The sequence below is a fragment of the Pseudothauera hydrothermalis genome (genome assembly GCF_003345255.1).
Taxonomy (GTDB): Bacteria; Pseudomonadota; Gammaproteobacteria; order Burkholderiales; family Rhodocyclaceae; genus Pseudothauera; species Pseudothauera hydrothermalis.
In genome coordinates, this window is sequence record NZ_CP029331.1 from 768,226 (window position 1) to 790,113 (window position 21,888).

The window sequence follows — 21,888 nt, forward strand, 5'->3', positions numbered from 1 at the left end:
TTACACCTCCGCGAGGATTCGGTCGTGGTACCGGCGATCGGTGGCCGCCACCCGACGCCGCCAGCCCCAGACGGCTGCTAGGCCGAGCAGGGCCAGGCCGTAATTGAGGTATTCCCAAAATTGCTGTTCGCTCTCACGCAGCGGATCGAGCGTGCGTGCAAGCTGGGTGCGTCCGCGCAGCGCCAGCAGGTCGGGGTCTTCCAGCGACCAGTCGATGGCGTTTTGTACGAAAGCCAGGGGCTTGGTGTAGAGGGTGTTTAGCCCTTGCGAGGCGATCTCCAGCGCGGCGTCGGAGGCAAAACTGTTGCTTGCCACCAAGATGAGGCGCGCGGATGCGGGGGAATGGTCGATCACGCTATCGATGCGCGGTGCGGCGTTTTTCGGTTGCGCAGTGTCGCCGCCCGCGTCCTCTGCGCCGGTTTCCGAAAGGCTGCGTGCCAGTGGAGACGGTTGCCCCTGGTAGAAAGAGTCGAAACGCCCTTCTACGGCCACTGCCAGCAGGCGTGCGCCGCGCTCGCCGCTGACCGCAAAGCCGGTGTCGGGATAACTGCGGTAGTCCGGCACCAGGTCGATGCGGTCCGACACCCAGCTCTGCGCCGAGCTGGTGAGCAGCCGACTGACGCTGCGACCCTTGTTTTTGTCCGCATCCACGCTGATCGGCGAAGCCCAACTAACCGTGAGTTGGCCGAGCGTGGCGGTTACCGGGTGGTCGGCATTCAACCCCGCGCCGCGCAGATCGGCAAAATGCGGATAGGGCAGTAGATGGTATTCGAGGAAGGTCAAGCCGCCCACCGCGCGCTCCACCGGCACCGGCAAGGCGGCGTTGCGCGGATCGAGGACCATGCTGTGTTCGACGCGCAGGCCATGATGAGCAAGCCAGTCCTCCAGACCGCTGTCCGTTTTGCTGGCGGTGAGCGTGTTGTGCACCTGCACATCGAAAGGCGAGCTCGCCAGCACCACGCTGCCGCCCTGCATTAGGAACTGGTCGATGGCAAACCGCTGGGTGTCATTCAGCGCCCGCGGCGCGAGCACCAGCAGCAGGTCGGCTTCAGGCGGCACATGGCCGTCGGCGAGATCGGTGTCGCGCAGACGGACCTGTTCGCTCAGCGCCTGTTCGAGCTGGCTGTAGCGCTGGCCGCCGGGACCGAAAGCCGGGGGCTTGAGCACTGCGACGGTTTTCAACGCGCCTGGCGCAAAGCGCGCGAGCGCAGCATCCAGGCTGCGTTTGAGCGCATCCTTGTCCAGATTGGCCGGTAGTGGCACTTGCACCGTTTCGCCGGCGCTCTCCAGCAGCAGGTAAAACCAGAACGGTTTGGGATCGAGCAAGTCGGCGATCTGCGGCCCAAAGCCATACTTGCGTTGCAATTCTGCGGCAAGCTGGCCGCCTTCGGCATCCGGGTCTTGGAGCGTGACCTGCAGTTTGTCACCGGCCTGTTTGGCGTAGTCGTCCAGCAGCGTCTGCAGATCGGCGCGCAAACTGCGTAGCGCCGTGGGCAGACGTGAGTCGGGCGAGATGTAGCCATGAAAGACCACCGGTTGGCTCAGGTTCTCGAACGGATTGCCGCCCGCAGCCCAGGCTCCGCTGACTTTGCGAATGGCGCGGGTGATGGCGTATTCCGGGTTTTTCAGCACCACCTCCAGGTCCTGCTCGCCATGCGCTTTGACTTCGATGAGGTCGCGAAAGCCGAGCTTTTCATATTGGTCGCCGTAGGCCACGACAATGTCGAAATACGCGCTGACCACCGCAGCCTGGTAACGGTCGGCGGTTTGAAACGGCACCGGGCGCACGCCGTAGCGCGCGGCTGCGTCTTCTTCGGCCGCGCGGTCGCGGGTCGGGTCGATGAACTCCACCTGCGCCCGTCCGCCCGCAGCCACTGCGTATTCCTCCAGCAGGTCTTTGAGCTGCGGCACCAGCGGTGCGAGCAGCGGATGGGTTTTGGCCGAAAAATAGCCACGGATCAGCAAAGGCTCGGTCAAGCGCGCCAGTTGCCGGCTGGTAGCCTCCGACAGGGAATGGACCTTGCCGGCAGTAAGATCGACGCGCGCCCAGCCGATCGGCGCCAGCCACAGATTGGCGGCCACGAAGTTGGCCGCCGCCAGCGCCGCCGCCCAGCCCCACTGGCGGTGGCGCGTACCGGCAGGATTGCCGGCCCAGCGCAGCCGCTCCAGGCTGTAAAGATTGAGGGTGAGAAACACCCCGACGATGGACAGGTAGTAATACAGGTCACGCAGATCGATGACGCCACGGGCGATCGATTCAAAGCGGGCGCCGGTGCCCAGCAGCGCCAGCACACCGCCAATCCGATGGCCGAACAAGTTGGTGAGGGTGGGCGAGCCGATCAGGTAAAACAGACCGCACACCAGGGTGGTGAGCATCAGCGCGATGATTGGGTTGTCCGTGCGCCCGCTCATATACAGGCCAATGGCGACATAGGCCGCGGCCAAAAACAGCGTGGCCAGGTAGCCGCCGATCACCGGCCCCCAGTCTAGCGGCCCCAGCAACGCAACCGTGATCGGCAATGGCACGGTGAGCGCCAGGGCCAATGCCACCAGCGCCAGGGCGGCGGCAAATTTGCCCAGCACCAGGGCCAGCGGCGGTACCGGCGCGGTGAGCAGGCTCTCCAGTGTGCCGGCCCGACGCTCCTCCGACCAGGTGCGCATGGTCAGTGCCGCAACCAAAAAGATGAGCAAAAGCGGCAGCCACTTGAACAATGGCCGCAGATCAGCGATGTTGCGCGCAAAAAAGGTCTCGATCCAGAAAAATGCAAACAGGACTGCGGCCAGGAACACCCCCAGGAAAAGATAGGCCGCCGGGCTGGCAAAGACACCGCGGAATTCCTTGCGCGCGACTTGGCCGGCATGGGTCAGCAGATCAGACATGGGCGAGCTCCTCGTTAGCCTGGGCAAAAACCGTTTCCAGATCGCGGCGCTCGGCGGCAAGCTCATGCACCGGCAGCTTGGCCTCGGCCAATGCATGCGCGACCTGCGGCGCCACCGCCGGATCCGCGGCAAGGCGATAACGGCGCAGGCCGCCGATCGCACTCAGTTCTTCCACGCCGCTCACGCCTTCAACGCCCGCAAGCGTTGCGCGGGCATCGCCTTCGACCGCCACCAGCAGGGCGTGGCTTTGTTGCAGGGCGTCGAGACGGGCATCGACCACCAGTTGGCCGGCGCGCAGAATCAGCACCCGTTCGCACACCGCCTGCACCTCTTGCAGAATGTGGGTGGATACGATCACGGTGGCGGTGCGGGCCAACTCACCGATCAGTGCGCGCATCTGGCGAATCTGGGTGGGGTCCAGGCCGTTGGTGGGTTCGTCCAGAATCACGATGTCCGGTTCGTGCAGGATCGCCTGGGCGACGCCGACCCGCTGGCGGTAGCCGCGGGAGAGGGTATGAATGGGTGCGGTGGCTTTGTCTTTCAGCGCGGTGCGGCGGATGGCGCGGGCAATGGCGGCCTCACGCTGCGCCTTGGCCACGCCGTGCAATGCGGCCTGATAATCGAGATAGTCGATGACCGTCATGTCCGGCCATACCGGGCAGTTTTCCGGTAGATAGCCGATACGCGCCTGAATGGCCGCGGTATCGCGACCCATTTCCAGCCCATCGATCCGGATGGTGCCGGAGGTCGGCTCCAAGTACCCGGTGAGCATTTTCATGATGGTGGTCTTGCCGGCGCCGTTATGGCCCAGTAGGCCCACCACTTCGCCGCGCCCGATGGTAAAACTGACATCGTTGACCGCGGCCAAGCCGCCATAACGGCGGGACAAGTGTTCTACTTGAATCATCCCAATCTTTCCAGGTTGAACCCACAACAACACATTAAGGCGAGTGACCGTTGCCGCCATGGCCGTATCGGCGGCAAACGGTCAACAATGCCCAACAGGGCGGGGCAGGATGATCGGGGGGCGAGCGGATGAGTTTTGGCGCGAAGTTCGCGCAGCCGATGATCGGTGTTGCCAAGTGCATCGGTTCGGTCAAGGGGGATGCGGGATCTCCTCGAAAAACGCGCGCTCTGACACAAGGTCAGCGTGGAAAGTTCCGCGCCCGGGCGCGCTGCTGCGCCGCCGGCAGGGGCAGCGGTCGTGCAAGCGCGCGCGGGGGATTCAGCGCCCGGTGACCACCGGGATGTCTTTGAGCGTTTGGCCGGAAACTGCCAGGCGTGCCGCTTGCGGTACTGCGTCAGCCAACCGCGGGGCGAGCCCCAGGCGTGTGCACAGGCGCGCTTCCCTGGCCAGTACGGTGCGCAAACTGGCCAGCTTGACATGGCCGAAGCCGCGAATCTGGTCGGCCAGCGCAGCCAGCGCGACCGCATCGCCTAGTGTGTCGGACGACAGGCGCGGCAGCAGCGCTTCCATCTGTTGTGCATAGGCGGCGGCCAGCGCGCGCTCCATGCGTCGCTCGGCGGTGTGGCCGAACGGATCGAACCAGGTGCCGCGCAAAAACTTGCCGCGCGCCAGCCATTTCATGGCGCCCAGCAGCCAGGGGCCGTAGCGCACCTTTGACGGTGGTGCACCGTTGCGGGATTTGACCAGTAACGGCGGGGCCATGTGGAAGGACAGCCGCAGCTTGCCCTCGAAGGTTTCCTCCAGCGCGCGGCGAAAGCGTCCGTCGGTGTAAAGGCGCGCCACTTCATACTCGTCCTTGTAGGCCAGCAGCTTGGCATAGCCCTGTGCTACCGCGCGGGTGAGCGGCAGCGCCGGATCGCTGTCGAGGCGCTGTTCGGCTTCGCGCACCTTGTCCACCAGCGCCCGGTAGCGCGCCGCGTAGGCTGCATTCTGATAGGCGGTGAGCTGTTCGACGCGGTGGGCGATGAGTTCGTCCAGGGTCAGGGTGCGCGCTGCCGGCTCCTCGGCCAGGGCGAACACGGTGTCGGGCGCCTCGGCAGCCAGACGGCCCAGTTGAAAGGCCATGCGGTTGGCCTCGATCGCCACGCCGTTCAGTTCGATGGCGCGCTCAAGCGCGGCCCGCGACACCGGTACCAGGCCGCGCTGCCAGGCGTAGCCCAGCAGCAGGATGTTGGCGCCGATGGCGTCGCCCAATAGACGCAGCGCCAGGTCGTAGGCATCGACGGCTTGCAGTGCGGCGGGGTCGTCGTCCGCGCCCACCGCGTAGCACAGCTTGTCGACCAGAGCCTCGGCATGCAGGCTGGCGTCCGGATCGCGCACGAATCGGTCGGTGGGATGGGGGTGGCTATTGACCACCACGCGGGTGCGGCCGCGGCGCACCGTGCCCAGCGCCTCCGGCGAGGCGCCCACCACCAGGTCGCAGGCCAGCAGCAGATCGGCCTGTTGGGTGTCGATGCGCACCTGGTTGAGCAAATCGGGCCGCTTGGCCCAGCGGATGAAAGCGAGCACCGCCCCGCCTTTCTGTGCGAAACCCATGAAATCGAGCTGCGAGCTGGCCATGCTGTCCAGATGCGCGGCCATGCTCACCAGCGCGCCCACGGTGACCACGCCAGTGCCGCCCACGCCGGTGATCAGCATGTCGTAGGGCGCTTCATCCAAACCCGTGACTGGTTGCGGCAGGTGGGCGATGAGTTCGTCGAGCCGTTCGCGCCCGAGACGGGCGACACGCTTCTTCAACTTGGCGCCTTCGACCGACACGAAGCTCGGGCAGAAGCCCTGCACGCAGGAATAGTCCTTGTTGCAGGACGACTGCTCGATCTGGCGCTTGCGCCCGAGTTCGGTTTCCAGCGGCAGAACCGACAGGCAGTTGGATTGCTGGCCGCAGTCGCCACAGCCTTCGCAGACTTCGGCGTTGATGAAGATGCGGCGGTCCGGGTCGGGATATTCGCCTTTCTTGCGCCGGCGGCGTTTTTCGGCCGCGCAGGTCTGGTCATAAATCAAACAGGTCACGCCTTCGATTTCACGCAAGGCGCGCTGCACCGCGTCCAGTTCGCTGCGGTGATGGAAGGTGGTGCCGGGCGGGAACAGGCTTTCCTGACCGCGGTATTTCTCCGGTTGGTCGCTCACCACTGCCAGCCTGCGTACCCCTTCGGCCTCCACCTGACGGGCGATGCGTTCCACCCCGATGACCCCATCGACCGGCTGGCCGCCGGTCATGGCCACCGCGTCGTTGTAAAGAATTTTGTAGGTAATGTTGGCGCGCGCGGCGATGGCTTGGCGGATGGCGAGCGAGCCGGAATGGAAATAGGTGCCATCGCCCAGGTTCTGGAACACATGGGCACGCGCGGTAAAACGCCCGTGCGCGGCCCAGTCGACGCCTTCGCCGCCCATTTGGATCAGCCCGGTGGTGGCGCGCTCCATCCACGAGGCCATGAAATGGCAGCCGATACCGGCTTGGGCAATCGAACCTTCCGGTACCTTGGTAGAGGTGTTGTGCGGGCAACCGGAGCAAAAATAGGGCAGACGACGCACTGTGTCGGCGTTGTTGGAGAGCAGGGCCGGCGCGGTGAAATCGATGACCTGTGCGCGGCGGTCCAAAGCCGGCTTGTGCGTCGCCAGCCAGTCGGCAAACACCGGCATGATGCGCGAAGGGCGCAACTCGCCGAGCGCGGAGAGCAAAGGTCGACCGGTGGCGTCGGTTTTGCCCACCACCTGCGGGCGGGCAGGCAGGTTGAACAATTGCTCACGCAACTGGCGTTCCACCACCGGGGCTTTTTCCTCGATCACCAGCACCTCGGTGAGCCCCTGGACCAGTTGCGCGATGCGGGTCGGCTCCAACGGAAACACCAGTCCCACTTTGTAGAGGCGGATGCCGGCCGCTTCCAGCTCGGCGAGCGTGAGCCCGAGGCGGCGCAGCACTTCCAAAAAGTCGTAGTGCGCCTTGCCGACGGTGACGATGCCCAGATCCGCCTGTTCGGGTTGGGTGATCCAGCGGTCCAGACTGTTTTCCCGTGCGAAGGCGCGCACCGCATCCAGCTTGGCCGCCAGGCGCTGCTCGATGGAAAGGCTGGGCAAATCCGGCCAGCGGTAGTGCAGGCCGCCGTCCGGGGTGACGAATTCGGCCGGCGGCGGAAAGTGGGTGCGCACGCTGTCGAGGTCCACCGTCATGCCGCTTTCGACCACTTCGGAAATGGCCTTGAAACCTACCCAGTTTCCCGAAAAACGTGACAGCGCCCAGCCGTAGAGGCCGAATTCCAGATACTCGGCAACATTGCCCGGATGTAGCACCGGCATGCTCCAGGCTTGCATCGTCAAGTCGCTTTGGTGCGGCATTGATGAGGACACACAGCCGTGGTCATCGCCGGCCACCACCAGCACGCCGCCGTGTGGCGACGAGCCATAGGCGTTGCCGTGCTTGAGCGCGTCGCCGGCGCGATCCACCCCCGGCCCCTTGCCGTACCAGATGGCGAACACGCCATCGACGGTGCGCTGCGGATCGGATTCGACTTGCTGGCTACCCAGCACCGCGGTGCCGGCCAGTTCCTCATTGATGGCCGGCATGAACTGCACGCCGGCGTGCTCGAGTAAAGACTTGGCCTTCCACAGAGCCTGGTCATAGCCGCCCAGCGGGGAGCCGCGGTAGCCGCTGATGAAACCTGCGGTGTTGAGCCCGCGCGCGCGGTCGAGGGCAGACTGCATCAACGGCAGGCGGACCAGGGCCTGGATGCCGGTCAGAAAGACGGTGCCGCGCGAGGCTTCCAGACTGTCGGTGAGGCGGTAATCGCTGCGCAGCGGCGCAGGCGGCGGGGCACTTGTGGGGGGCACGGCGGAAGCGCGCAGCGGCACGTGCCCGGCCGGCCGGGGCGGGGTTTGCATCATCGTCTCTCTCCACTGGGTTGGGGGCGGTCGGATGGCCGCACACCTCTTTCGTGCTGAAAGCTTAGTTCCCGATGACGGATGACGGGTTCTCTTTGTGCGCAGATTTTCCGCAAGGATAGGTATGATTGATCCACATCAAGAGCGCTTTGGAGAATAGATATGCTCGATCGCATGGTGCGGCGCATCCTTTATGAGCTGCAGCGCGATGCGCGTCTGTCGGTGCAGGAGCTGGCCAGCCGCATCGGTCTGTCGGCGACGCCATGCTGGCGACGGCTCAAGGAGATCGAAAAAAGCGGTCTCATCCGCCGCCATACCGTGCTGCTCGACCGTGAGGCGCTGGGGCTGAGGGAATGTCTGCTGGCGCATGTGAGCTTGCTGCGGCACGCCGGCAATACGGTGGATGAATTCGAGCGCGCGGTGCTGGAACACCCCGAGGTGATCGAGTGCTACAGCACCACCGGGGACGCCGACTACATTCTGAAGATCGTGGTGCCGGACATGAAAGCCTACGACGCGTTTTTACATCGGCACATCTTCAGCATTCCGGGTGTGGCCAATGTGCGCACCGCGGTGGTGCTGCGCGAAGTCAAATACGACACGCTGTTGCCGATCGACCCTGGCTGACCGGTGGCTGTAGACGGCTGCGGCAGGCCGTCTGCGGCGTTGTTCAGTTGGCAGGAGACGAGGCGGTGGCGGCAGCCAAGTGTTGTTTCGGCCACGCCCAATCGCGTTCCCAGGCTGCGCGCACCAAGTTGGGGTACTGGGCCTTGCCCAGACTGCCGTTATAGCGGCCCAGTGCGCGAAAAAGATCGCCCTTTTCGATATCCAGATAGTGGCGCAGGATGGTACAGCCGTAGCGCAGGTTGGTGCGCAGGTGAAAGAGGTTGTCGCCCGGACTGCCGATGACCTCGACCCAGAACGGCATGACCTGCATATAGCCGCGCGCGCCGGCGGTAGACACCGCGTATTTGCGGAAATTGCTCTCGACCTGGATCAAGGCGAGCACCAGTTGTGGATCCAGGCCGGCGCGGGTGGCCTCGTAGTGCACCGAGGTCAGCAGATCGATACGGTAATCGCGGTCGGGGATGCGTTTTTCCAGACGGCGCGACATCGCTTCCAGCCAGCGCTGGCGTTCGATTGGATCGGCAATCAGCAGACGGGGCGCGGCGGCGTCGGCCACCGCGGTGTGCAGCGCGGCGCGCACGCTCGCTGCCATGGGCTCGTACTGCTGATTGCCGGCAAAGCCGGACGCGCTGCCGAACAAGACGGCAGCGCTCAGCACGTAGCGAAACAGTCGGCGCGCGGAACCCATACCGGCTTTATACCCTTTCAGCGGCGCCCGAGTCGAGCCTGCACGGCGTCGGCCAGTCCTTCCAGCGGGAGCGGGGTGGCATCGAGGTCGCGCCGGCCTTGATACTCCACCTGGCCTTCCTTGAGACCGCGATCGCCGATGGTGATGCGGTGCGGGATGCCGATCAGTTCCCAATCGGCAAACATCACCCCGGGGCGTTCGTCCCGGTCATCCAGGATGACGTCGATGCCGGCCGCCCGCAGTGCCTGGTAGAGCGCGGTGGCGGCGGTGCGCACCGCCTCGGAGCGGCCCCAGCCCACCGGACAGATCACCGCCTGGAACGGGGCGATCGCGTCCGGCCAGATGATGCCGCGCTCGTCATGGTTTTGTTCGATGGCCGCGCCCGGGATGCGGCTGATGCCGATGCCGTAGCAACCCATCGCGAAGGGTTTGGGTCGTCCGTCCTCATCAAGGAAGGTGGCGTTCATCGCCTTGGAATATTTGGTGCCCAGGTAGAACACGTGGCCGACCTCGATGCCGCGCTGGATGGCGAGCGCACCCTTGCCGTCGGGGCTGGGGTCGCCGGCGACCACGTTGCGGATATCGGCCACCAGATCGGGTTCGGGCAGGTCACGCCCCCAGTTGACGCCGGTGTAGTGGAAGTTCTCCGTATTCGCGCCACAAATGAAGTCGGCCATATTGGCCACGGTGCGATCGGCTACCACCTTGACCGGCTTTAACAGGCCGATTGGTCCCAGGTAGCCGGGCTTGCAGCCGAAGTGCTCGACGATCTCGGCCTCGGTGGCAAAGCGGAAGCCGTTTTTCAATCCTTCCAGCTTGCCGGCCTTGACCTCGTTGAGTTCGTGGTCGCCGCGCACCAGCAACAGCCACAGGGTCACGCCAGCCGGTTGGCCGGCCGCATCCAGGTCGTCGGTGGCCAGCACCAGGGATTTCACCGTGGTTTGCAACGGTACACCGAGCAGCGCGGCGACTTCCTCGCAGGTGGCTTTGCCGGGGGTCGGAGTCTTCACCAACTCGGCGCCGGGTGCGGCACGGCTGGTGAGCAGCGGCAGTGCTTCGGCCAGCTCGATGTTGGCCGCGTAGTCGGACTGCGGGCAGTACACGATGGCGTCTTCGCCGGTGTCGGCGATGACCTGGAACTCGTGCGAGCGGTCGCCGCCGATGGCGCCGGTGTCGGCCGCCACCGCGCGATAGCTGAGGCCCAGGCGGTCAAAGATCCGGCAATAAGCGGCATACATGGCATCGTAGCTGCGTCCGGCGGCCTGCTCATCGCGGTCGAAGGAGTAGGCGTCTTTCATGATGAACTCACGCCCACGCATCACCCCGAAGCGCGGGCGGCGCTCGTCGCGGAACTTGGTCTGGATCTGATAGAAGTTTTTGGGCAACTGCCGGTAGCTTTTCAGCTCCTGGCGGGCAATGTCGGTGACCACTTCTTCGGAGGTCGGCTGCAGGGCAAAGTCGCGCTCGTGACGGTCTTTGAAGCGCAGCAGCTCGTCGCCCATTTTGTCCCAGCGGCCGGTCTCCTGCCACAGCTCGGCCGGCTGCACCATCGGCATGGTGAGCTCCAGGGCGCCGGCGCGGTCCATTTCCTCACGCACGATGTTTTCCACCTTACGGATGACCCGCAGGCCCATCGGCATGTAGGTGTAGATGCCCGCGGCGACTTTGCGGATCAGACCGGCGCGCAGCATCAGTTTGTGGCTGATGACTTCGGCGTCGGACGGGGCTTCCTTCAGGGTGGACACGAAAAACTGGGAGGCGCGCATGCTGACAATCCACGAACGAGGACAGGACCAAACCCGCGATTCTAGCGCATGCGACCGGTTCGATGCGCCGCGCGCGCAGGGAACGATCTGACCGAGCTTGCTTTCCAAGCATCGGCAAGTGTGGAAAAATCCGCCACAGTCCATGAAAATTTTGAAGGTTCGATCATGCTCGACCGTGAAGGCTATCGCCCGAACGTCGGCATCATTCTGGTCAATGCGCGTAACGAGGTATTCTGGGGCAAACGCATCCGCGAGCATTCCTGGCAGTTTCCGCAAGGTGGCATCAAGCACGGCGAATCACCTGAGCAGGCGATGTACCGGGAATTGTTCGAAGAAGTCGGCTTGCGTCCCGAGCATGTAAAAATCCTCGGTCGCACACGTGGCTGGTTGCGTTACGACGTTCCTAAGCACTGGATCAAGCGGGAGTGGCGTAACACCTACCGCGGGCAAAAGCAGATCTGGTTTTTGCTGCGGCTGGTGGGGCGTGACTCTGACGTGTGCCTGCGCGCCAGCAACCATCCGGAATTCGATGCCTGGCGTTGGAGTGACTACTGGGTGCCGCTCGATTCGGTCATCGAATTCAAGCGCGGGGTCTATCAGCAGGCGCTGACCGAGCTGTCGCGGCTGCTGTTTCGCTCCAAACCGCGCGAGATTCCGGAAAGCTACCGGCGGGCCGATGCGCCTTGAATGAAACTGGGCGGCAGACCCCGGTTTATGACCCGGAGTATGCCGCCCCTGCCGTGTGCGTCGTTTTTCCGGTTCAGCGTTTGAAGCGTTCTTCGGCGATCCGGTCGGCGACCTCGTTGGTCGGCCGCTCTTCGCTACGTGCGCGGGCGAATATTTCCATCAGATTGTCGTAGATGCGCGCCACATGCGCGCTTGCCTTGGCAGCATCGTAGCCGGCGCGCTCGTAATACACATCGATGATGCCGCCGGCGTTGATGACGTAGTCCGGTGCGTAGAGGATGCCGCGGCGCATCAGCTCGGCGCCGTGGCGCGGTTCGGCAAGCTGGTTGTTCGCCGCCCCGGCGACGATGCGGGCTTTGAGCTGCGGGATGGTGGTGTCGTTGATGATCGCGCCCATTGCGCAGGGGGCCAACACATCCACATCCAGGCCGAAAATGGCTTCAGGTGCCACCACGGTGGCGTCGTACGCCTTGGCGGTGCGCAGCAGGGCATCGCGCTCTATGTCGGTGATCCACAGTTGGGCACCGGCCTCTTTGAGATGGCCGGCCAGATGGTGGCCGACGTTGCCGACGCCCTGAATGGCCACTTTCAGCCCCTCCAGCGAATCGCGCCCCAGGCGTTCCTTGACCGCGGCCTTGATGCCGACGAAGGTCCCCCAGGCGGTGGCCGGCGACGGGTCGCCGCTGCGGGTACTGCCGTCGGCGGCGGGCTTGTCGTGCACCCCGGCTACATGGCGGGTAAATTGCGCCATGTATTTCATGTCGGCCACGCTGGTGCCGGAGTCTTCGGCGGCAATGTAACGCCCGCCGAGGTTTTCCAGCGCGCGCGCAAAAGCGGCCAGCAATTCCGGGGTTTTTTGAGTGCGCGGATTGCCGATGATCACCGACTTGCCGCCGCCGAGCTTTAGATTGGCCATCGCGGATTTGTAGGTCATACCGCGCGACAGGCGCAGCACGTCGCGCACCGCTTCTTCCTCGGTGGCGTAGGGCCACATGCGGCAGCCGCCCAAAGCGGGGCCGAGGTTGGAATTGTGCACGGCGATGATCGCGCGCAAACCGCTCTTGTCGTCGCTGACGAACACGACTTGTTCATGGTCGGCGAAATCGCTCAGGGAAAAAACAGCCATGGTGTGTATCTCCTACCTTGGTGGGGGGGTGGCAGCCGGACGGGGATTACGCTCGTGGCGAGATACCCGCGCCGGCTGCCGCTAAATGCTTGGGTGCGGCGCCATGGCGGCCGCGGCCGCTTTAGCCTCATGGGCCTGATGGCGACCGCTCGGCAAGCGCGCCTGCCTTGGGGGCTTTACCCGGCAAGCACCGCAATAGTCTTGCGGGGGTTCTGCGGACCGTTGCCGGGTACGGCCTCGCGGCGCCGAAAAGCGTCCAGCAACTCAGCCTGGCGCTTGCGCGCGGCAGCCAGATAGCGCTCGCGGACATGACCGAAGCCGCGGATGCGATCCGGAATGTTGGCCAGCTCCACCGCCGTCTCCAAATTCGACCGTTCCAACCCGGAAATGATTTCTTCAACGACACGCTCATAGTCGGCGATCAACTCACGGTCGAGCTTGCGGTCGTGACTGCGCGCAAAAGGGTCGAAGAAACTGCCGCGCAGCCCGCGCAGCCGTGCCAGCACCCGCATAGCCTTGAGCATCCACGGACCGTAAGCCTTTTTCTTCAGCTCGCCGGTGGCCGCATCCTTGTCGGCCAGTAGGGGCGGGGCGAGGTGAAAGACCAGTTTGTAGTCGCCTTCGAACTGTTCTTCGATGCGGGCGAGAAAGTCGGTCTGAGTGTAAAGGCGTGCGACTTCGTATTCGTCTTTGTAGGCCAAGAGCTTGTGGTAGCCGCGTGCCACGGCTTCGGTAAGCAGGTGCATACCTGGTGCCACCCGGTTTTCGGCCGCACGCACACGCTCGATCAAAGCGGTGTAGCGCTGGGCATACGCGGCGTTTTGGTAGTCGGTCAGATGGGCCGCACGGCGGGCGATCAGCTCCTCCAGGCTGGTGGAGAGCTTGTGGTGCGCCGGTGTGCCCGACTGTGGGCGGGCGGCGGCCCGTACCGCTTCCAGGTCGACCGCTGCGCGTCGGCCCCATTGGAAAGCGGCTTTGTTCGCTTGCACCGCGGCGCCGTTGATCTCGATGGCGCGCAGGATGGCTTCACGCGACAGCGGCACCAGCCCGCGCTGCCAGGCGTAGCCAAGCATGAACAGGTTGGTGGCGATCGAGTCGCCCAAAAGATCGGTGGCCAGGCGGCCGGCATCCAGGAATTCGACGTTTTCTGCGCCCACTGCATCGATGATCTGCGCTTGCATCGAGCTGGCGGGAAACTGCGGGTCGGGGTGTGTGCCCACATCGCCGCTACGCGCCTGGGCGGCAAAGCCGCGCACGAACTCGCTGGTCATGGTCTGGTCGCTGTTGATCAGTGCGCGGGTGTGGCCCGAGCGCATCTTGGCGAGCGACTCGTCGGAAGCTGCCACCACCAGGTCGCAGCCGATCACCGCGTTGGCTTCGCCGGCAGCGATACGCGCAGCGTGCAGCGATTCCGGGCGGTCGGCAATACGCACATGGGACCATACCGCGCCACCTTTTTGCGCCAGGCCGGCCATATCCAGCACGCTTACACCTTTGCCTTCCAGATGGGCAGCCATGCCCAGCAACGCGCCGATGGTGACCACGCCAGTGCCGCCTACGCCGGTGACCAGAATGCCCCAAGGGGTGGCGGTGGTGGGCAGTCGCGGTTCGGGCAGGGCGTCAAATGCTTCCGCCGGATTGCCTGCGGCTTTGCCTCGACGCAGCCGGCCGCCTTCGATGGTGACAAAGGACGGGCAGAAGCCCTTGATGCAGGAAAAATCTTTGTTGCACGAGGACTGGTCGATGGTGCGCTTGCGGCCGAACTCGGTTTCCACCGAGGTCACCGACATGCAGTTGGATTTCTCGCTGCAGTCGCCACAGCCTTCGCAGACGTGGTCGTTGATCAGCACGCGGGTGGCGGGGTCGGGAAACTTGCCACGCTTGCGGCGGCGGCGTTTTTCGGCCGCGCAGGTCTGGTCGTAGATCAGCGCCGACACCCCCGGTACGCTGCGCAACTCGCGCTGCACCGCGTCCAATTCGTCGCGATGGCGCATCGGTGTGCCGTGCGGCAGATCGGCCGGACCATAGGCGCGCGGGGTGCCGTCGGTGACCACGACGATATTGCGCACGCCTTCGGCGGCCAGTTGATGGGCGATGATCGGTACGGTGAGCACGCCGTCGTGCGGTTGGCCGCCGGTCATCGCCACCGCGTCGTTATAGAGGATCTTGTAGGTGATATTGACCTTGGCGGCGACTGCCTGGCGGATGGCCAGAATGCCCGAGTGCATGTAGGTGCCGTCGCCCAGGTTGGCAAACACATGCGTCGTGGCGGTAAACGGCGCCTGCCCGACCCAGGGCACGCCTTCGCCGCCCATCTGGCAGAAGGTGCCGGTGGATTCCGGCGACAGCCAGGTGGCCATGTAGTGGCAGCCGATGCCGGCGATGGCGCGCGAGCCGTCCGGTACCTTGGTCGAGGTGTTGTGCGGACAGCCCGAGCAATAATGCGGCACACGGGCGATCGACAGGCGCGGCTTGGCCAGTGTCGCTTCCTTGGCTTCCAGAAAGGCCAGGCGGGCGCGGATCTTGTCCGAGGTATGAAAGCGTGCAATGCGCGCAGCGATCACCCGGGCGATCATTGCCGGGGTCAGCTCGCCGGCGGCCGGCAGCAGCCAGTCGCCGTGCGGCAGGGCCCATTCGCCTTTTTCGTCGAATTTGCCGATGACGCGCGGGCGCACGTCTTCGCGCCAGTTGTAGAGCTCCTCCTTCAACTGGTACTCGAGGAACTGGCGCTTTTCTTCAACCACCAGAATTTCTTCCAGGCCGTCGGCAAAACGGCGCACGCCCTCGGCTTCCAGTGGCCACACCATGCCCACTTTGTAGAGCCGGATGCCGATTTCGGCGGCGAGTCGATCGTCGATGCCCAGATCTTCCAGCGCCTGACGCACGTCCAGATAGCTCTTGCCACAGGTCATGATGCCCAGGCGTGCGTTGGGGCTGTCGATCACCGTGCGGTCGAGCCGGTTGGCGCGCGCATAGGCGAGCGCGGCGTAGAGCTTGTGGTGAACCAGGCGCTTTTCCTGCACCAGCGGCGGGTCGGGCCAGCGGATGTTGAGACCGTCGGCCGGCAGCGGGAAATCGGTCGGGATCACGGTCTGCACCCGGAACGGGTCCACGTCCACCGAGGCCGAGGTTTCCACCGTATCGGCCAACGCCTTGAAGGCCACCCAACAGCCCGAGTAGCGCGACAGCGCAAAACCGTGCAAACCATACTCCAGGTACTCCTGGATATTGGCTGGGGCGAGCACCGGCATCATCAGTGCCTTGAACACATGCTCGGTCTGGTGCGGCAGGGTGGAAGACTTGGCCGCGTGATCGTCGCCGGCGATCACCAGCACGCCACCGTGCTTGGAGGTGCCGGCCGCGTTGGCGTGGCGGAACACGTCGCCGCTGCGATCCACGCCGGGGCCCTTGCCGTACCACATGGCAAACACGCCGTCGTAGCGGGCGTTTTTGTCCAGGTTGACCTGCTGGGTACCCCATACCGCGGTGGCTGCCAAGTCCTCATTGAGACCGGGCTGGAAGACGATGTGATGCGGTTCGAGGTATTTCTTTGCTTTCCAGAATTCCTGGTCCACGCCGCCCAGCGGTGAGCCGCGGTAGCCGGAGATGAAGCCGGCAGTGTTCAGGCCGGCCGCCGCATCGCGCAGCCGCTGCATGATCGGCAGGCGCACCAGCGCCTGGATGCCGGTCATGTACGCCCGGCCGGCGGTCAGGGTGTATTTGTCGTCGAGGGTCGCGGGGGCAAGTGTGTTCGCCATGGTATGCGTGCGGCGCCATGGCCCCGGCGTGCGGCGCTTGTGGCGCAGCCGTCGGGAGCAGGCGGCCTTGTCTCCTGGTTGGGTTGTCGATGTCCGCTGCGCGCGGCGTTTGTGCGGCGGGTTGGCCAGCGAAGCACTGTAGGGAGTCGATTGAGAAAAATTTTTTCTGATTTGACGGTTTTATTACGAGATAAGAAAAATTTTTTCCTGGCGCAGCCCATAGCATCGACCCGCCGCGGGGCTACCCTGACTACACCCTGCGGGCCATCGAGCGACCGGGCGGGCGCGACAAGTTTTGTCCGCGCGGCTGATCCGCAGCACGGGCATGCCGTCGGTCGATCTCGATCGATCGCGCCATGAGCGCTTGTCAAAACAAGGAGGAGACTGATCGTGTTGCAACAAAACATGCCCGCCGTCGGCAAGGCGGCTTTTCTCGCGCCGGTAAACAACCCCATTCCGCGGGGGCGATGATCATGACCATGACCAAAGCGCACTCCCACGGTCAATGGACCTCCCGCATCGGCTTCATGCTTGCCGCCACCGGTTCGGCGGTCGGTTTGGGCAACATCTGGAAATTTCCCTACATGATCGGCCAGAGTGGCGGTGCGGCCTTCGTGCTGGTTTACCTGCTATGTATTGCGCTGATCGGCTTGCCGATACTGGTGGCCGAATGGATGATCGGTCGGCGCGGCCAGAAAAACCCGATCAACACCATGAGTGAGCTGGCCGCCGGGCAGGGGCATAGCCGCAATTGGGCCGTGGTCGGTTTGACCGGCGTGCTCGGAGCCTTCCTGATCCTGTCTTTCTATAGCGTGATCGGCGGCTGGGCGGTGTCCTATATCGGCGAGTCGGCCCGCGGCGCTTTTGCCGGCATGGACAAAGCGGCTGCCGGTGCGGCCTTTTCGGCCTTTCTGGGCGATGCCGGCAGCTTGCTGACCTGGCACAGCGTGTTCATGTTGCTTACCGTGGGTGTGGTAGCGATGGGTGTGGCCGGCGGCCTGGAGCGCGCCTCCAAATTCATGATGCCGGCTTTGGGCATTTTGCTGTTGGTGCTGGTCGGCTACGGTATGACCACCGGCAGCTTCGGTCAGGCTGCGGCCTATCTGTTCAATCCGGACTGGAGCAAGCTCAACGGCGGCGTGGTCATGGCCGCGCTCGGGCATGCTTTCTTCACCCTGTCGCTGGGCATGGGCATCATGATGGCCTACGGTTCCTACCTGGGCGAAGACGTGGACCTGCTGCGCACCGCGCGTACCGTGGTGATCATGGACACGGTGATCGCGATTGCCGCCGGCCTGGCGATTTTCCCCATCGTCTTCGCTAACGGCCTGGATCCGGCTGCCGGCCCGGGGTTGATCTTTGTCACCCTGCCGCTGGCCTTCGGGAACATGGCAGGCGGGGCGGTGCTGGGCGCGATGTTTTTCCTGCTGCTGACTTTTGCCGCGCTGACTTCGTCGATTTCGCTGTTGGAGCCGGTGGTGGAGCTGGTGGAAGAGCGCACGCCGCTGGGTCGGGTCGGCGCGACCGTGATCGCAGGCTTGGCCACCTGGGCGTTGGGCATCGCAGCCTTGCTGTCGTTCAATATGTGGGCCGATGTCACCCTGCTGGGCCTCAATATCTTCGATTTCCTCGATCAGCTCACCAGTAAATTCCTGTTGCCGCTCACCGGCCTGGGCGTGATCGTCTTTGCCGCTTGGCGCCTGGAGCAGGACAGCGTGCGCCGCGAGCTCAAACTGTCTGACGGCGGCTTTGCGCTGTGGCGCATCGTCACCCGCTTCATTGCGCCCATTGGCGTGCTGGCGGTATTCGTCGGCAATCTCTGAGACCGTTGCCGGGGTTACCCACCCCGGAGGCCGGCAAATGGCCCTGTCGCCTTACAGCGGCAGGGCCGTTTCGTTTTTGATCTCGCGCAGCGCCACGCTGGAGTGGGTGACATCGACTTCCGGAATCTTCAGCAGGAAGTTGTGCATGAACACCGAAAAGGCTTCCAGGTTGGGCAGGTAGAGTTTCAGCAGGCAGTCGGTCTCACCCAGCAGCTCATAGCATTCGACAACTTCGTCATAGCCCTTGATTGCTTGCTCGAAGCGTTCGAGCACCTCGGTGCTGTGCTTTTTGAGCTTGACCCGCACCCACACGCAGGTGCCCAGGCCGAGCTTCTGGCGGTCGGCCAAGGCCACATAACCGCGGATGATGCCGGCCTCTTCCATCTCCTTGACCCGTCGCCAGCACGGCGAGGGCGACATGCCGACCTTGTCGGCCAGCGCCTGGGTACTGAGGGTGGCATCTTTTTGCAGCAGCGCCAGGATACGGCGCTGGGTGGGGTCGAGTTTCATGAGTGTGTTCCTGAAAGGTAGCGATACGGCGCCGGGGCTATATGTATCGCCAAGAGGCTGTGCGGAGTGTACTTCAGCACATACAATTCCTGCTGCCTCGCCACTTGTGCCCGGAGCAATCGATGCCAACGTTGGAACTGCGTGCCGTTGCCACGGGTCATATCGGCCCGCTCGATCTGCGTATCGGCGCAGGCGAATGTGTCAGCCTGCGGGGGGCGTCGGGCAGCGGCAAATCGCTGTTGCTGCGCGCGCTGGCGGACCTCGACCCGCACGCCGGCGAGGTCTGGCTGGACGGGGTGGCCTGTTCAGCGATGCCGGCGCCGCAGTGGCGCCGCAAGGTGGTGCTGGTGGCCGCCGAGAGCCAGTGGTGGCACGCCCGCGTGGGCGCGCACTTTCCGCCCGGCTTCGAACGCGCGCGCTTGGCAGCGCTCGATCTGCCGGGCGAGGCGCTGGACTGGGAGGTGGCGCGCTGCGCCACCGGCGAGCGCCAGCGCCTGGCCCTGTTGCGCGCGCTGGCGCTGCAACCGGCGGCGCTGCTGCTCGACGAACCCACTGCTCATCTGGATGCGGACAGCAGCGCGCGGGTAGAGGCTTTGGTGGCCGACTACCGGCGCGATCACGCCGCCGCGGTGTTGTGGGTGAGCCACGATGCGCGCCAGGCCGCGCGGGTGGCAAGCCGGCGCCTGGTGTTGCGCGAAGGGCGGCTGGAGGCGGATACGGATACCGCGGAGGACGCATGGGTGCCGTGATCTTGTCGCCTGCCGATCTGATGATCGCGGCGTCGTTGATCCTGCTGTTGGCCGCATTGTCGCTGCGCCTGCGCCTGGGCGTGGAGCGTCAGCTGTTGGTGTCGGCGGCGCGTACCACGGTGCAGTTGCTGCTGATCGCGCTGGTGCTCAAGGCGGTGTTCGAATTGGCCCGCCTGCACTGGGTGGCATCGATGGCGGCGGTGATGATCCTGGCCGCCGGGCGCGAGGTGATCGCGCGGCAGAAGCACCGCCTGCGCGGCGGGTGGGGCTACGGCATCGGCACGGTGTCGATGTTCGTATCGTCCTTCACCGTCACCGTGCTGGCCCTGCTGGTGGTGATCGGTAACGATCCTTGGTATGCGCCGCAGTACGCCATTCCGCTGCTCGGCATGGTGCTGGGCAACACCATGAACGGTGTTGCCTTGGGGCTGGACCGGCTCACCCAGGACGCGGTGCAGCGCCGCGCGGTGATCGAGGCCCGCCTGGCGTTGGGCGAGCGCTGGCAGGAGGCGATTGCCGACATCCGCCACGACGCGATGCGGGTCGGGCTGATCCCGATCATCAACGCCATGGCTGCGGCCGGCATCGTCAGCCTGCCGGGCATGATGACCGGCCAGATCCTGGCCGGCGCGCCACCGCTGGAGGCGGCCAAGTACCAGATTCTGGTGATGTTTCTGATCGCCGGCGGGACTGGCCTGGGCACCGTGGTGGCGGTGAACCTGGCCGCGCGACGGCTGTTCGACCAGCGCCACCGGCTGCGGCCCGAGCGGATCGGCAGCCAGAACTGAGCGGGTTCAGCTCTGGCGCAGTTGCAGCGCCTGGTATTGGAGGAATTCCTCCAGTCCGTATTCGCCGCCTTCGCGCCCCAGACCGGATTGCTTGAAGCCGCCGAAGGGTGCGCGCGGGTTGAAGGCGCCGCCGTTGATGTCGATCTGCCCGCTGCGGATGCGTCGGGCCACCGCCAGCGCGCCCTCGTCGCTACCCGCCCACACCGCGCCGCCCAGGCCGTAGATCGAATCGTTGGCGATGCGGATCGCATCCTCCGCGCCGTCGTGCGGCAGCAGCACCAGCACCGGGCCAAAGATTTCTTCTTGCGCCACGGTGGCCTTGGGGTCTTCGCATACCAGCACGGTGGGCAAGACGAAATAACCTGCGGGCAGGTTCGCCGGCTGTTCGGCACCGCCGCAGATCAAGCGGGCGCCTTCGGCAATGCCGCGACGGATGAGCTCGCGCACCCGGTCGCGCTGGGTTTGGCTGACCAGCGGGCCGAGCCGGCTGCCTTCGGCCAGCGCGGGGCCGAGCGTCATCTTCGCCATCGCCTCGGCGGCCAGTGCGGCGGCTTCATCCAGGCGCGCGCGCGGCACCACCAGGCGGGTGTGCGCCGAGCAGGTCTGCCCGGAGTTGAGCAGACAATTGGACACCGTGGCCTTGACCGCGGCCGGCAGGTCGGCGTCGTCCAGCACCACTGCGGCGGACTTGCCGCCCAGCTCCAGCGCGAGCTTCTTGACCGTGGCTGCGGCCAGCTCGGCCACCCGGCGGCCGGCGCGGGTCGAGCCGGTGAAAGACACCATGTCCACCCGCGGGTCGCGTGCCAGCACTTCACCGACCACCGGGCCGTAGCCGGTGACCAGGTTGAACACGCCCGCCGGCAGCCCGGCCTCATCGATTGCGTCGGCGAGCAGGAAGGCGTTGATCGGCGCTACCTCGGAGGGCTTGAGCACCACGGTGCAGCCGGCCAGCAGGGCGGGGGCGACTTTCAGCGTGATTTGATTGAGCGGGAAGTTCCACGGGGTGATCGCACCGACCACGCCGACCGGCTGGCGCAGCACCAGCGAATTGCCGACCTGGCGGGCCCACTCGAAGCGTTCGGCCATGGCGGCGTAGTTCTTCCAGTGCCACAGCGGACCGCTAACCTGCACACGCGAGGCCATCTTGATCGGCATGCCGACTTCGCGGGCGATGGTGTCGGCCAGCTCGGCGCTGCGCGCTTCCAGCGCCTGGGCGATGCGTCCGAGCGCCGCGGCGCGCTCGGCCGGTGCGGTGCGCGACCAGCCGTCGAAGGCGGCATGCGCCGCGGCCACTGCGCGCTCGGCATCGGCCGGGGTGCCGGCGGGGATGCGCGCATAGATGGTTTCGGTGCTCGGGTCGATGACCTCGATGCTGTCGCGGCCAAGCGGATCGGTCCACTGGCCGTCGATGTAGAACTGGGTGCGCTGAACCAGCATACGGTGTCTCCAGGGGACTGAGGCAGGCGCGATGGCTGCCTGGCGGGGGCACTGCGGTATTCCACAATAGCAAGCTGGATCAAGCTGTAACAATATTGTGCGCCCGTCCTGGTGGCTGCCGTTTTCATCGGCAGCACTGTCGTGCTGCCTGGCGCAGTGCGGCCGGGCCGGCTGCGCAAGCGCGCATTGAGTGTCTTCACTTGGAG

General features: G+C 65.0%; 14 protein-coding genes. 5 read left to right on the top strand and 9 right to left on the bottom strand.

All coding sequences use genetic code 11. The features are described 5' to 3' along the window. From DIE29_RS03770 to DIE29_RS03780, 3 genes are all read right to left on the bottom strand, one after another. The gene (locus DIE29_RS03770; protein ID WP_114649269.1) at positions 1–2,880 is read right to left on the bottom strand and encodes a Gldg family protein; all 2,880 of its coding nucleotides are present in this window, start codon (positions 2,878–2,880) and stop codon (positions 1–3) included. After that, positions 2,873–3,787: an ABC transporter ATP-binding protein gene (locus DIE29_RS03775; RefSeq protein ID WP_102041024.1), complete on the bottom strand. Its 915-nt coding sequence runs from the start codon at positions 3,785–3,787 to the stop codon at positions 2,873–2,875. Before DIE29_RS03775 ends, DIE29_RS03770 begins: the two co-directional genes overlap by 8 nt. 318 nt (positions 3,788–4,105) lie before the next feature. Then, positions 4,106–7,723, bottom strand: a complete 3,618-nt coding sequence (locus tag DIE29_RS03780) for an indolepyruvate ferredoxin oxidoreductase family protein (protein WP_114650255.1) — start codon at positions 7,721–7,723, stop codon at positions 4,106–4,108. Positions 7,724–7,885: 162 nt separating this feature from the next. On the opposite strand from DIE29_RS03780, the gene DIE29_RS03785 reads away from it, so the two are divergent. Beyond that, the gene (locus tag DIE29_RS03785; protein ID WP_102041025.1) at positions 7,886–8,350 is read left to right on the top strand and encodes an Lrp/AsnC family transcriptional regulator; all 465 of its coding nucleotides are present in this window, start codon (positions 7,886–7,888) and stop codon (positions 8,348–8,350) included. Between the two features lie 43 nt (positions 8,351–8,393). On the opposite strand, the gene DIE29_RS03790 is transcribed toward DIE29_RS03785, so the two are convergent. Next, positions 8,394–9,038 carry a lytic transglycosylase domain-containing protein gene (locus DIE29_RS03790; protein ID WP_102041026.1) on the bottom strand — a complete coding sequence of 215 codons (645 nt, stop codon included), beginning with the start codon at positions 9,036–9,038 and terminating at the stop codon, positions 8,394–8,396. 17 nt (positions 9,039–9,055) lie between these two features. Next, positions 9,056–10,804, bottom strand: a complete 1,749-nt coding sequence (locus DIE29_RS03795) for a proline--tRNA ligase (RefSeq protein ID WP_102041027.1) — start codon at positions 10,802–10,804, stop codon at positions 9,056–9,058. A 165-nt stretch (positions 10,805–10,969) separates the two neighbouring features. Here DIE29_RS03795 and DIE29_RS03800 point away from each other — a divergent pair, with 165 nt between their 5' ends. Beyond that, entirely contained in the window at positions 10,970–11,491 is a 522-nt protein-coding gene (locus tag DIE29_RS03800; RefSeq protein ID WP_102043094.1) for an RNA pyrophosphohydrolase, read from the top strand. A 73-nt stretch (positions 11,492–11,564) separates the two neighbouring features. On the opposite strand, the gene DIE29_RS03805 is transcribed toward DIE29_RS03800, so the two are convergent. Together DIE29_RS03805 and DIE29_RS03810 are read right to left on the bottom strand one after the other, a co-directional pair. Continuing rightward, complete coding sequence (locus tag DIE29_RS03805; protein WP_102041028.1) at positions 11,565–12,617, bottom strand: Glu/Leu/Phe/Val dehydrogenase dimerization domain-containing protein; 1,053 nt, start codon at positions 12,615–12,617, stop codon at positions 11,565–11,567. Positions 12,618–12,793: 176 nt separating this feature from the next. Beyond that, positions 12,794–16,375 (bottom strand): indolepyruvate ferredoxin oxidoreductase family protein, encoded by a 3,582-nt coding sequence (locus DIE29_RS03810; RefSeq protein ID WP_114649270.1) that lies wholly within the window; start codon positions 16,373–16,375, stop codon positions 12,794–12,796. A gap of 473 nt (positions 16,376–16,848) precedes the next feature. Between DIE29_RS03810 and DIE29_RS03815 the strand changes: the two genes are divergently transcribed. Further along, a complete protein-coding gene (locus DIE29_RS03815; RefSeq protein ID WP_237269504.1) occupies positions 16,849–18,198 on the top strand; it encodes a sodium-dependent transporter in 1,350 nt (449 codons plus the stop codon). A gap of 51 nt (positions 18,199–18,249) precedes the next feature. Here DIE29_RS03815 and DIE29_RS03820 read toward each other — a convergent pair whose 3' ends face one another. After that, entirely contained in the window at positions 18,250–18,708 is a 459-nt protein-coding gene (locus DIE29_RS03820) for an Lrp/AsnC family transcriptional regulator (protein WP_108079663.1), read from the bottom strand. Positions 18,709–18,830: 122 nt separating this feature from the next. On the opposite strand from DIE29_RS03820, the gene DIE29_RS03825 reads away from it, so the two are divergent. Both DIE29_RS03825 and DIE29_RS03830 read left to right on the top strand, forming a co-directional pair. Then, positions 18,831–19,457, top strand: a complete 627-nt coding sequence (locus tag DIE29_RS03825; RefSeq protein ID WP_114649271.1) for an ABC transporter ATP-binding protein — start codon at positions 18,831–18,833, stop codon at positions 19,455–19,457. Then, positions 19,445–20,245 (top strand): ABC transporter permease, encoded by an 801-nt coding sequence (locus DIE29_RS03830; RefSeq protein WP_102041032.1) that lies wholly within the window; start codon positions 19,445–19,447, stop codon positions 20,243–20,245. Before DIE29_RS03825 ends, DIE29_RS03830 begins: the two co-directional genes overlap by 13 nt. A 6-nt stretch (positions 20,246–20,251) precedes the next feature. Here DIE29_RS03830 and DIE29_RS03835 read toward each other — a convergent pair whose 3' ends face one another. Further along, complete coding sequence (locus DIE29_RS03835; RefSeq protein WP_102041033.1) at positions 20,252–21,682, bottom strand: aldehyde dehydrogenase family protein; 1,431 nt, start codon at positions 21,680–21,682, stop codon at positions 20,252–20,254. Between the last annotated feature and the right edge of the window lie 206 nt (positions 21,683–21,888).

What these genes read in the sequence shown, in the direction of transcription:
- DIE29_RS03790 (WP_102041026.1), bottom strand. Translation starts at nt 9,038, where the DNA reads ATGGGTTCCGCGCGCCGACTGTTTCGCTACGTGCTGAGCGCTGCCGTC.
- DIE29_RS03795 (WP_102041027.1), bottom strand. Translation starts at nt 10,804, where the DNA reads ATGCGCGCCTCCCAGTTTTTCGTGTCCACCCTGAAGGAAGCCCCGTCC.
- DIE29_RS03780 (WP_114650255.1), bottom strand. Translation starts at nt 7,723, where the DNA reads ATGCAAACCCCGCCCCGGCCGGCCGGGCACGTGCCGCTGCGCGCTTCC.
- DIE29_RS03815 (WP_237269504.1), top strand. Translation starts at nt 16,849, where the DNA reads ATGACCATGACCAAAGCGCACTCCCACGGTCAATGGACCTCCCGCATC.
- DIE29_RS03825 (WP_114649271.1), top strand. Translation starts at nt 18,831, where the DNA reads ATGCCAACGTTGGAACTGCGTGCCGTTGCCACGGGTCATATCGGCCCG.
- DIE29_RS03805 (WP_102041028.1), bottom strand. Translation starts at nt 12,617, where the DNA reads ATGGCTGTTTTTTCCCTGAGCGATTTCGCCGACCATGAACAAGTCGTG.
- DIE29_RS03775 (WP_102041024.1), bottom strand. Translation starts at nt 3,787, where the DNA reads ATGATTCAAGTAGAACACTTGTCCCGCCGTTATGGCGGCTTGGCCGCG.
- DIE29_RS03810 (WP_114649270.1), bottom strand. Translation starts at nt 16,375, where the DNA reads ATGGCGAACACACTTGCCCCCGCGACCCTCGACGACAAATACACCCTG.
- DIE29_RS03800 (WP_102043094.1), top strand. Translation starts at nt 10,970, where the DNA reads ATGCTCGACCGTGAAGGCTATCGCCCGAACGTCGGCATCATTCTGGTC.
- DIE29_RS03830 (WP_102041032.1), top strand. Translation starts at nt 19,445, where the DNA reads ATGGGTGCCGTGATCTTGTCGCCTGCCGATCTGATGATCGCGGCGTCG.
- DIE29_RS03785 (WP_102041025.1), top strand. Translation starts at nt 7,886, where the DNA reads ATGCTCGATCGCATGGTGCGGCGCATCCTTTATGAGCTGCAGCGCGAT.
- DIE29_RS03835 (WP_102041033.1), bottom strand. Translation starts at nt 21,682, where the DNA reads ATGCTGGTTCAGCGCACCCAGTTCTACATCGACGGCCAGTGGACCGAT.
- DIE29_RS03770 (WP_114649269.1), bottom strand. Translation starts at nt 2,880, where the DNA reads ATGTCTGATCTGCTGACCCATGCCGGCCAAGTCGCGCGCAAGGAATTC.
- DIE29_RS03820 (WP_108079663.1), bottom strand. Translation starts at nt 18,708, where the DNA reads ATGAAACTCGACCCCACCCAGCGCCGTATCCTGGCGCTGCTGCAAAAA.